The following is an 11,504-nucleotide window of genomic DNA, read 5'->3' on the forward strand; positions in this document are numbered from 1 at the left end:
GGAACAAGTGGTTTAGGTGTTTTGATAGGTGTCCCGTTTTCAGGGTTCACTTCAACGTTCAGGATATCGACTTTTGTTTACTTCACTTTTTTTCGGCACTCTGCATCTATACAGTATATCCATTGACCACGGTAAGATTTATTTCAAACCCACAAAAAATAGATTACCTGCACATTAAGAAGTATAGCGTACAGGTAATCTATTTGTTTTTGAGATTAATAAAAAACTAATTTATTTTTTGAATTCTTCCATCAATAATAGACTGAATTGGTTCTTTTGATTTTTTTATATAATCTACTAATGCTTCAAAATCAGTTGGTCCTGTTTCAGCATCTTTACCGTTTCTAAAGGATACAAATCCATCTCCACCTGAAGCTAGAAATGCGTTCGCAACGACGCTGTAAGTTTTAGAAGGAATAATTTCTTCTCCATTTGTTAAGCGAATACTTGTTACTTTTTCTCCATTAGGCTTGTTCGCATCCCAAGTATATTGGATCCCCGAAATTTGAAGCATTCTTGTTATATCTTTTTGCCATTGTTGATTTAAAATATCACGAATGTCTTGACCTGTTAAATTTACTTTTATTAATTGATTTCCGAATGGTTGAATACCATATATCTCTCCCCATGTAATATCACCAGCATCTAAGTCATTACGAATACCACCAGGATTCATAAGTGCAATTTGAGATTGCATTGTTGCACGCTGGGCATCAGCAACTAAATTTCCAAGAATAGATTCACCAGCCGTATTTAGTTTACGATCTAGTGGAGCAATAGACTTACCTACAACTTCATTAACAAGAGGTGCGATTTTTGCTTGATATTTCTCCATCTTCTTCTTTATTTTTTTATCAGGCTCCATGCCTTCATGGTAAGTTGTAACAATTTCTGCTTTTTTCTCAACAATATCTTGTGTTTTACGATCAATCTTTACATCAACATCAGCAAAAGCCATACCATAAGAATTTGCTTGTACGACAAGTTTATTATTAACAGTTCCATTTACATAAGTGTGGCTATGCCCACCAAAAATAACATCGACTTCTGGATCAGTCTCATTTGCTAATCGGACGATATCACCATTTGTTACGCCATTTCCATCTGTTGTCCCCCCGTTATGCGCAAGAACAACGATAGATTTAACACCTAGTTTTTTTAATTGCTTTACAGATTTGTTAATAGCTTCAACTTCATCTGTAATTTCTACATTCTTTAGCATAGTAGGCATAACAAGGTTAGGAACATCCGTTGTTACAACTCCGATAAATCCAACAGGAACTCCTTGTACCTTTTTTATAGTGAATGGTGGTAAAAATAAACGCCCGGTGGACTTATTATAGAAATTTGCAGCAACATATGGGAATTTTGCTCCTTTAAAAATTCCTGTTTTCTCATGGTATCCACCATAAATAAGGCGGTTCATTTCTTCAACACCTTCATCAAATTCATGATTTCCTATAGTTCCAACATCGAATTTCAAATCATTTAGAAATTCAATGGTAGGTTCGTCTTGTAATAATGCTGAAACAGGAGTACTTGCTCCAACAACATCGCCAGCATGTACTTTTAATGTATTCGGATTTTGTTTTTCACGATCACGTAAATAAGCCCCTAAGTACTCGATTCCCCCTGCATCTTTATTGTTAATTTTTTTTACTGTGTCTAGTTGCCCATGAAAATCGTTAATACCGAGCATTTGTACATCTATGTAGCGGTTTGGTTCTGTACTTGCTTGGGCTGAAGGCATAGCAAATACACTAGTAAAAGTAACTGTACTTAATGCTAAAGCAACTGGAATGATTTTTTTCAACATAAAATTTCTCTCCCCTAATTAAAATCTTACATAATACAATGTTATTTTAATATATTAAGAGAATTATTTCTATAAAAATTCAACTAATTATAAAAATTAATAAGATTTTATCATTTCCAAACAAAACACTCCTTCTTCAAAAATTTGAAGATGTAAAACAACAATTTCAAGAGGAAGATGATTATTTGTAGGCTGTAGTCTACACTTTTGGATTAGGATATAAAGGCCCCCTCTCAACTTAAGAAACTTCACTACACAAACAAGAAAATGTGCATTTCTTTGTTTTGAGGATTATTCAAAATATTATCTTGATAGTAATATAGCAATCCATCTAAAAGACCTAAAAAAACTCTAATCAATAAATTTTTGCTGTTAAGAAGAATATTCAATTCGAAACTAATGGCGATTTATAAACCTAACTCAATATCACCATTTAAAAATGAATAAAAATTTCGTTATGGAAGATTTCGATTTTTCAAATTGATTACAGTGGTGCACTACGCCGCATTTAAAAAGATGCTCCTGGATTTATCCAAGAGCATCTTTTATAAAGCTTTCTTTTTACTTGTTTATAATTTATTATTTAACAATTATATAGTTGTAATCAGCCCTTTAAAAATAATAGGAGTGCTTCATTAAATTCTTTAGCATGCGTTGCATTTAGCCCATGTGGACCACCCTTTATTAATGCTACTTTAGAATTAGGAATTGCTTCATGTGTTAATTTCCCACTATATTCATATGGTACAGTTGCATCTGAATCACCATGAATAACAAGGGTAGGTATATTAATCTTGGCTAAATCGCCTCTGAAGTCTGTTTTGCTGAAAGCAGCGATACAATCTAGTGTTCCTTTAGGTGATGCACCCGCAGCGATATCCCTATTGTAAAGTCGAAATGGTTCACTAACTAAGTCAGTTCGATCTCCAGCAGCAAAAAATCCTTTCGTAAACTCATCAAGGAATGCTAGGCGATCATTTTTTACTCCATTTTCAAATCCTTGAATTGCTACATCATCTAATACACCCTCAGGATGATCTGCTGACTTGTAAAGGAATGGTGGTACAGCTCCTGCAAATACAGCCTTCTCTACTCTATTGGTTCCATATTTCCCAATATACCGGGCTACCTCGCCTCCCCCCATAGAAAAACCAACAAGTGTGACATTTTGAAGCTCTAAATGTTCTAATAGTTGATGTAAATCAGAAGTAAAGGTATCATATTCATACCCTTCCCACGGCTGAGATGATTTTCCAAATCCTCGTCGATCATACGTTATAACTCTATATCCAGCCTCAACAAGAGCTGGAACTTGGTATTCCCAAGATCGACCACTTAACGGCCAACCATGAATTAGTACAACTGGTTTTCCTGTGCCATGATCCTCAAAATATATCTCAATTGGTGCTTGATTTTCGGTTCCTACAGTAATTTTCGCCATGCTTCTACCTCCAAAAAATATTCTAATATGTATCCTTTTCTTCAATACTCCGGATGAATGTCATAACCTATTCATGCACGTTTATGTTGTGAAATCTAAGTATGAAACTCTATTGTTCCAACGCATTCATTTTCTCCTTTTGGAACAATCCCCCCTCTAATACCTTTTTCATCATAAAATAATTACTGAACATTACTCATATTCAATTGTAATAACAAAAATAGGTGACTATCAATATTGTTCTATCTATAGGATGTATAGGTAAAACCAATCTATTTTATAGTGAAAACAACTATAGTTACGACCTATACGAATTATAGATAATTTAGAATTGATTAACGAATCAGTTTTAAAATACTATAAATTTGTATAGCACTTCATGTTCTGTGAATGCTGCTATAACCAATATTATTGGTCAGCTTAGTTATAAACGAAGAAACTTATGATAGTATTCGACTATTTAAACTTTCTTCGATTACTTAATTTTTAGGAGGAATACATAATGACTGATCTCTATTCTCGTATTAACAAAGATGATGCTGTCGTTCTTTTAGTAGATCATCAAACTGGTCTTATGTCCGGACTAGTACGTGACTATGGTGTTGATGAATTCAAGAACAATGTTTTAGCTCTTGCTCATACTGCTAAGTTTTTTGATTTACCAGTTATTTTAACAACAAGTTTTGAAAACGGGCCTAATGGACCTTTAATGCAAGAATTGGTTGATCTCTTTCCTCATGCACCAAAAATAGCTCGACCTGGACAAATTAACGCATGGGATAATGATGATTTTGTAAAAGCAATCGAAGAAACTGGAAAAAAGCAACTTATCATCGCGGGCGTAGTTACGGACGTTTGTGTTGCTTTCCCTGCACTTTCCGCTATAAAAGCTGGATATGAAGTATTTGCTGTTACTGATGCTTCAGGAACTTTCAGTAAACAAGTTGCAGATGCTGCAAATACTCGTATGGCACATAGTGGTGTGCAACTTATGAACTGGTTTAGCGTAGCTTGCGAATTACAACGCGATTGGCGCAACGATGTCGAAGGTTTTGGCAATTTGCTTGCTAGCAATCTTCCAGGCTATCAAAATATAATTGGAAGCTATAGGGGAGCTCAGCGAGATCTTAGTAAACAAAATGCATAATAGCTTTTCTTTCAAAAAACTAGATAGTATACATTTAGTGCTGATTAAATCAGCACTCTCTTTTAAATTAAAAGGTATAGCAAATATTTTATTTTTACGATTACAGGTTTAATTAACAGAAAATATATTTTTTCAATAATATTAATTTTAAACAATTAAAAAAGGAGCTGTTTATTATGAGTAATTTAGAATTGTTAAATCCGGAGAACAGTGCATTAATTTTAATTGATTTTCAACCTCAAATGACTTTTGGAGTTGCAAGTATTGATAGACAAACATTGATTAATAACGTTATGCTGCTTGCTAAATCAGCAAAAACTTTTAACGTACCTACTATTCTTACTACAGTTGAAACACGCAGCTTTTCTGGTTATTTTTGGCCACAAATTCTTGACATATTCCCAAACCATGAAATTATAGAACGTAGTTCAATGAACTCTTGGGAAGATCCGAAATTTGTTGAGGCAGTTAAAGCAACCGGTAGAAAGAAATTAATATTTGCAGCACTTTGGACTGAAGTTTGCCTTGCATTCCCTGTGCTTGAAGCAATTAAAGCTGGCTATGAGGTATATGCAGTTGATGATGCTTCAGGTGGTACTAGTTTGACAGCACATAACGCTGCTATGCGTCGTGTAGAACAAGCTGGTGCAATTCCAGTGACAGCAATTCAAGTTTTACTTGAATACCAACGTGACTGGGCACACAAAGACACTTATGATGCTGTAATGGAGATTGTAAAGGAACACACTGGTGCTTATGGTCAAGGTGTAGAATACGCATATACTATGGTGCATGGCGCGCTTCCAAGCAGGAAAATATGAAACAAGAAGGAGTAGCTGTCGAAGAGACTTATACAGGGAACACGATGGATGCTGGCAATCCAGTAACAACGATTGTTACATGGGAAATTCAAGAAGGTAGAGAAAAACAGTTTGAAACATGGAGACATGAAATTGAGGCTGCGGCTACTAAATTCCCAGGACATTTAGGTGTAAATCTAATAGTCCCAAGTAACGAATCCAGAGAGTATACTGTTATTTTTCGCTTTGATACGTATGAGCATCTACGTGCTTGGCAAGAATCAGATGTTCGCCGGGATTTGTTAAAAACGGCCGAGCAATTTCAAGCCACTAATCCAACTTACAAAACTGAAAGCAGTTTGGCTTATTGGTTTGTTACTCCGAAAACGCCAGTTCCACCTCCAAAATGGAAAATGTCTATCGTTACCCTTCTGGGTGTATGGCCTCTTAGCATGTTAGTTCCTAAAGTGATAGGACCTATTATAAAACATATGAATCCTATTATGTCAGCTTTTTTTGTTTCTGTATGTATAGTGTCCTTGCTATCATGGGTAGTCATGCCGATTTTCGGTAAATTATTTCATCCATGGTTACAAAATAATAGAAAGTAGACGAGGTGTGAACATGAATTTACCGGATATGATCTTATATAACGGAAAAATTACTACCCTTGACCCTTCTCAGCCTGAGGTATCTGCTATCGCCATAACTGATGGTTTAGTCACTGCAGTAGGTGGAGATGAGATTCTTAATAGTGCCACGGAAAAAACAAAAAAAATAGACCTAAAAAGAAAGAGAGCTATTCCAGGCCTGAATGACTCTCATATACACGTTATTCGTGGTGGTCTGCATTATAATATGGAATTACGTTGGGAAGGCGTGCCATCACTTTTTATTGCTCTAGAAATGCTCAAAGAACAGGCAAGGCGTACACCTGCTCCTCAGTGGGTAAGAGTAGTTGGAGGTTGGTCTGAATTTCAATTTAAAGAGAGACGGATGCCAACATTAGAAGAGATTAATGCTGTTTCTGAAGACACGCCTGTCTTTGTGCTACATCTTTACGATAGAGCACTTGTAAATCGTGCAGGGCTACGTGCACTGGGATACACGAAAGATACCCCAGACCCTCCAGGCTGTTTAATTCAGCGGGATAAAAGAGGTAATCCAACGGGCCTTTTAATTGCTAACCCTAACGCTTCTATTCTTTATTCAAGTTTGGGTAAAGCTCCAGTACTTAATCTTGACGACCAGATTAACTCAACTCGTCATTTTATGCGTGAATTAAATAGATTAGGTATTACAAGCGCCATCGACGCAGGTGGTGGCTTCCAAAATTACCCTGATGACTACAAAGTTGTTGAACATTTAGCCGAGAAGGAACAATTAACTTTGCGTATTGCTTATAATCTATTTACGCAAAATCCTAATCATGAATATGAAGACTTTGCTTCATGGGCAAAAATTGTTTCTCCTGGTCAAGGAAATGATAAGTATAAAATGAATGGTGCCGGAGAAATGTTAGTATTCTCGGCAGCCGATTTTGAAAAATTTCAAATGCCACGGCCCGAACTAGCTACAGTAATGGAAGCCGACTTAAAGAAAGTAATTTCTCTATTGGTGGAAAACCGTTGGCCATTCCGTTTACATGCAACTTATGACGAGTCAATCACACGTTTCTTAAATGTATTTGAGGAAGTTAACAGAGAAATTCCTTTTAATGGGCTACGCTGGTGGTTTGATCATGCAGAAACAATCTCAGATCGTAGTATGGAACGTGTTAAGGCTTTAAATGGCGGTATTGCCATCCAAGACCGCATGGCTTTTCAAGGTGAATACTTTGTTGACTTATACGGAAAGGAAGCTGCAAAGCATACTCCTCCGATTTATCGTATGTTAGACCTTGGTATACCTGTTGGCGCCGGTAGTGATGCAACCAGGGTTTCCAGCTATAACCCTTGGGTCGCCCTTTACTGGATGGTTGCCGGAAAAACCATTGGTGGGCTTTCCATATACGATGAAAAAAATAAACTTGATAGAAAAGTAGCCCTGGAATTATATTCAAAAGGAAGTGCGTGGTTCTCTGGTGATGAAAGTAAAAAGGGAACCCTGGCAGTAGGTCAGTTTGCTGATATTGCTGTATTGTCTGCTGACTACTTTACTGTGCCAGAAGAAGAAATCAAAGACCTTGAATCATTACTCACCATTATGGGTGGGCAGGTTGTTTATGGAAATGATGAATTTAAAAACTTATCACCTGAATTGCCGCCAGCATCACCTGATTGGTCACCGACGGGCGTTTATGGTTATGGTGGTGCTAACCTAGCTAACACTATACTTTCTCACGATTCCCATGATAACAAGTTACATAGTTGTAGTAACCCTCTCCATCAACACACTCATACCGTAATAGGAAAAGATGGAACTAAATGGGGGATTGGTTGTACTTGCTTTGCTTTCTAAATCAAAACCACCGGTATAATGCCGGTGGTTTTCTTTCTACAATAAGGATATGTAGATTCAAAATAGCAATGTATATCCATAATGGGACTATACGATAAGAGCGAAGAGTTGATTGATTAACTTGACTTGTTTTTGACAGCCTTCTCTTCTTGTAAAGTCCGTCCTTTTTTCCTTAATTAAAAGTCAGCGGTATCCCCTTTTGATCGACTACACCATACATATAAATCCACTACCCTTTGACTTTAATATAGGTCTCATCTCAAGACGTATAGATTTTTTCAATTGTTACACTAAAATCATTATTATACTAATACCTTTTGAGGATTATTTAACTTCTGCATAAAGATACGTGCTGCAAAACTTAAAAATTTATCATCAAAATGAATAAGATTAATATCTTGCCTTGGTGTTGGATCAGTAATACGAACTATGCTCAAAGTATCATTATTAACAAAATCAACTAGTGAAAGAGGTATTATGGCAACCCCATGACCATTGTATACAAGACTCAATAGAGAAATAGAAGATTTTGTTTCTATATTTGCTTCAGATAAAGATAACCCTAAACTCTCACAATATATTTTAATAGATTCACGACAACTACATGAAACCATTATTCTACTCAGTCCTACTAATTCTCGAAAAGAAACAAATGGTTTTTCATCCAAAGGATGGTTTTTTGGAATGACAAGGACAAGCTCTTCGCTATACAAAAGGGTGCTTGTTAATGTGTCTGGAATTTGAGCACTACGTGTAATCCCTATATCAATATTTTTGTTAACGATTTGATTTACAGCAACTTCGGACTCTATAATTTTTACAACGATGTTAGGATACTGTTGTTGAAACTTCATAATATAAGGTGTTAAATAAGTGAGATCCTCTAATAAACCTCCTATAGTAATCACACCTCTTTTTACACCCTTTAATTCAAAAATTTCATTATAAACGTCATCAAATTGTTGCATGATAAATTTTCCTTTATCAAATAGCAGCTTACCCGCTTCTGTCATTTTGATACCTCTTCCAACTCGATGAAACAATGGTGTATCAAGTTCACCTTCTAACACACGGATTTGTTGGCTTAAAGTCGGCTGTGAAATACCTAGAACTTCCGCAGCTTTAGTAAAACTATTATTATTACAAACTTGAATAAAATACTCTAAATGACGTAATTCCATTCTTGATACCCACTCTCCGCTTTATGAAAGATTTATAATGAAAAGGACAATATGTATACGTTAACAGAACAACTATCTTTCCTACTATATCAATTGCAATTACATAATTTCTTTATTTTGTACTACAATACATTTACTACTATTTATTGATTTTCCCTCCTATTTATTTAATTTATATTTAATTAGGATATTACTAAACAGAAATAACCTCTAAAAACTTACAATTTCTGTGCATAATATCCTAACTTTTTCAACTGTTTAATTATCATTTTTTCTCAATATAGTCCAAACTACCAAATATTTTCCGAATCCCCTCTTTATGCTGAGGAAAAATTAGTGTCACCAATTCAATACTTTCTGAAGTAATTGATGCATACGTGATACTACTACTTGCAAGTAATATTTTGGTCTCCAATTTTTTTATAGGCTGATCAGCTTTACTGTATTGTATAGTAGCTCAAGCACTGCAAATTCAGTTGAATTAAGTCCATAAATTTTTATATCCTTTTCAATACGTTTAGTGATTAACTGTAATTCCCTTGATAATATAACAAATAACTTTAAAGATAAGCTCTCATCGTTAATCACGCTCATAATTACCAATCCTTTACAACTTATCTTGAATTCGAGATTCATTATATTATCGTCAAAATATTATGTCAATCATTCATTTTAGCTTTATCAAGCCACTTATAATTTATTTCTCAACATAAGATATATGGAATTAGAAGAGAACAATTGTTACTATATAATCTTCATGGTATCTTTCCTCCTTTAGATTTTTTATTTAGTTGTTATGTAATATGTAATACACCTATTTTAAAGATGTTAAATCTAAATTTTCAAAATTTTAACACAATAAGTTATTCATGTTTTTAATATCAAAGAAATGTCACAAGAACTTTGCTTTGATAAAAGCGCTACAAATAACGATTTGTTTGGAAGGCAAGCCCATTGTTTTATAGAAATCATAGAAAAATAAAAAAGCACTCCTTTTCAAAGAGTGCTTTAAAAAACATATAACCTAATAAAAATATTTCTATTTTGATTACGGAAAGAAAGTCTTTATTAAAACATATGGTTGCTAATTTAATTGCGATTTGCCTTGCACCCAAGCAGCAATATCATTTATAACATACTCAGGGATATTAGCAGGACTATAATATTCATCTGGCTTACTTATTTCCCCATCACCCTCTGTAAAGAAATGATTTAACTTTGGATATAGTCGATAATCTACGTTATCTCGTTCTTTTAATTGTTCTTTCCAAAGAGGAATTTCGATTTTTGATTGAACTTGATAGTCTCTTTCTCCTTGAATAATAAGAAGCGGTATCTTTTGTTCTTTTGAAATTTCTGCCGCTTTAATTTTACGGATAGAATCCCAAAATACTGCTGATCCTAAGTAAAAATCTTTTGGGGGATTCTGACCAGAGAAATTGGGATCATTTAATAATTCAAATTGCGATTTGTAGAATTTATATTGATCCAGGTTCATTGCTCCAATAGAGAAAAGGTACTCAAATTGATCTAAAACAACGTCTTGGATCGTACGAGCTGGCCCTCCCATTACAATTGCCCCAGCAATATTTTTATTTTGGTCTTTTTCAATCATTTTCGGAAGCATCATTCCACCTTGACTATGACCAAGAATATATATTTGATTCTTATTTATTAAAGGCTCATTTTTAAGAAATTGAGTTACAAGAAGAGCATCATCTGTTGTCTCTTTATCAACTGTATAAAAGGGACTGAATTGTGTTTTTAACCCATGTTCATAAGTTCTTTTATTATAGCGAAGGACAGCAATTCCCTTCGATGCAAGACCTTCAGCTAAATCGCGAAATGGTTTTAAAGCAAACGCTGTTTCATCCTGATCAGTTGCTCCTGATCCTTGAACAAGAATAACCGCTGGAAAAGGACCCTTTCCTTTTGGAACCGACAATGTTCCTGGTAATGGAAATGCACCACTTCCAACTACTACTTCTTTATCAATAAATGATTCAGGCTTACTATATGATGGACGCTCTGCAACAGGACTAAACGACATGCTGAGTTGAAAATCGTCTATTTTTCCAGATGGATCTAGTTTAATTAGTAAAGGTACAGTCATTTTTTCAAAAACTAATTGAATCTCCACATTTGTATGAACAGGATTTGTCTCTTTTTGTGTAACCTCTCCAATTTCTATAAAAGAACCTGCTTGTAATTGCACTGGGAGTCCCTCCCAATAGCTCTTCAGCCATTCTTCGGATATTATTTTCTGTAATGACCTTGAGGTTAAATCAAATGCAGATTTATAATCTTCACTATTCATATGGCGAATAAATGAAAGAGTAGTAGATATAATAGGATTTTCCTCATCACTATTGTCTACTTTTTTTATAGTTGTGTTTGCTTCCTTTAATTTCGAAATAAATTGATGGTTAAACGGATAATTATATGTATCAGGATATAAGCTTGTTTTCAATACCTCCGTATTCCGTCCCTCATACAAACTTGAAGAACTCGTAAAATTTTCAGGTAAAATTACTTCCTCCGCATATGAGACTGAGGGAATTGTTATTGAAAAAATTGCACTAACAAGTAATAACTTATTACTTGTTCAGGCTGTGGAGAAAGTCTTCTCTACAGCCTGTTTTTGTGTCTGAACCTCTTT

At 34.8% G+C, this 11,504-nt stretch carries 8 protein-coding genes and 2 pseudogenes; 5 read left to right on the top strand and 5 right to left on the bottom strand.

Annotated features, from left to right (window positions below):
* Nucleotides 1-226 precede the first annotated feature (226 nt).
* Complete coding sequence (locus ACODS7_RS29100; RefSeq protein ID WP_243169262.1) at nt 227-1,816, bottom strand: bifunctional metallophosphatase/5'-nucleotidase; 1,590 nt, start codon at nt 1,814-1,816, stop codon at nt 227-229.
* A 604-nt stretch (nt 1,817-2,420) separates the two neighbouring features.
* The gene (locus tag ACODS7_RS29105; RefSeq protein WP_016081054.1) at nt 2,421-3,257 is read right to left on the bottom strand and encodes an alpha/beta fold hydrolase; all 837 of its coding nucleotides are present in this window, start codon (nt 3,255-3,257) and stop codon (nt 2,421-2,423) included.
* Nucleotides 3,258-3,759: 502 nt separating this feature from the next.
* Here ACODS7_RS29105 and ycaC point away from each other — a divergent pair.
* From ycaC to ACODS7_RS29125, 4 genes are all read left to right on the top strand, one after another.
* On the top strand, nt 3,760-4,404 hold the full coding sequence (ycaC, locus tag ACODS7_RS29110) for an isochorismate family cysteine hydrolase YcaC (protein WP_000131214.1): 645 nt from the start codon (nt 3,760-3,762) through the stop codon (nt 4,402-4,404).
* 176 nt (nt 4,405-4,580) lie between these two features.
* Nucleotides 4,581-5,225 (top strand): hydrolase, encoded by a 645-nt coding sequence (locus tag ACODS7_RS29115; RefSeq protein WP_000067162.1) that lies wholly within the window; start codon nt 4,581-4,583, stop codon nt 5,223-5,225.
* A complete protein-coding gene (locus ACODS7_RS29120; protein ID WP_000806856.1) occupies nt 5,222-5,815 on the top strand; it encodes an antibiotic biosynthesis monooxygenase in 594 nt (197 codons plus the stop codon). Before ACODS7_RS29115 ends, ACODS7_RS29120 begins: the two co-directional genes overlap by 4 nt.
* Nucleotides 5,816-5,828: 13 nt before the next feature.
* Nucleotides 5,829-7,664 (top strand): amidohydrolase, encoded by a 1,836-nt coding sequence (locus ACODS7_RS29125; RefSeq protein WP_043937151.1) that lies wholly within the window; start codon nt 5,829-5,831, stop codon nt 7,662-7,664.
* A 302-nt stretch (nt 7,665-7,966) separates the two neighbouring features.
* On the opposite strand, the gene ACODS7_RS29130 is transcribed toward ACODS7_RS29125, so the two are convergent.
* On the bottom strand, nt 7,967-8,845 hold the full coding sequence (locus ACODS7_RS29130; protein WP_016081051.1) for a LysR family transcriptional regulator: 879 nt from the start codon (nt 8,843-8,845) through the stop codon (nt 7,967-7,969).
* Nucleotides 8,846-9,063: 218 nt separating this feature from the next.
* Nucleotides 9,064-9,439, bottom strand: a pseudogene (locus ACODS7_RS29135) (MarR family transcriptional regulator).
* Nucleotides 9,440-9,734: 295 nt separating this feature from the next.
* On the opposite strand from ACODS7_RS29135, the pseudogene ACODS7_RS29140 reads away from it, so the two are divergent.
* Nucleotides 9,735-9,812, top strand: a pseudogene (locus tag ACODS7_RS29140) (acyl dehydratase); the annotation flags it as partial.
* Between the two features lie 117 nt (nt 9,813-9,929).
* Here the strand turns inward: ACODS7_RS29140 and ACODS7_RS29145 are convergent.
* The gene (locus tag ACODS7_RS29145; protein ID WP_243169263.1) at nt 9,930-11,420 is read right to left on the bottom strand and encodes an alpha/beta hydrolase; all 1,491 of its coding nucleotides are present in this window, start codon (nt 11,418-11,420) and stop codon (nt 9,930-9,932) included.
* Nucleotides 11,421-11,504: the final 84 nt, after the last annotated feature.

This window comes from Bacillus sp. FG16 (assembly GCF_057809515.1).

Coding starts and splice junctions, on each gene's coding strand:
- ACODS7_RS29100 (WP_243169262.1), bottom strand. CDS start 1,816: ATGTTGAAAAAAATCATTCCAGTTGCTTTAGCATTAAGTACAGTTACT.
- ACODS7_RS29105 (WP_016081054.1), bottom strand. CDS start 3,257: ATGGCGAAAATTACTGTAGGAACCGAAAATCAAGCACCAATTGAGATA.
- ycaC (WP_000131214.1), top strand. CDS start 3,760: ATGACTGATCTCTATTCTCGTATTAACAAAGATGATGCTGTCGTTCTT.
- ACODS7_RS29115 (WP_000067162.1), top strand. CDS start 4,581: ATGAGTAATTTAGAATTGTTAAATCCGGAGAACAGTGCATTAATTTTA.
- ACODS7_RS29120 (WP_000806856.1), top strand. CDS start 5,222: ATGAAACAAGAAGGAGTAGCTGTCGAAGAGACTTATACAGGGAACACG.
- ACODS7_RS29125 (WP_043937151.1), top strand. CDS start 5,829: ATGAATTTACCGGATATGATCTTATATAACGGAAAAATTACTACCCTT.
- ACODS7_RS29130 (WP_016081051.1), bottom strand. CDS start 8,845: ATGGAATTACGTCATTTAGAGTATTTTATTCAAGTTTGTAATAATAAT.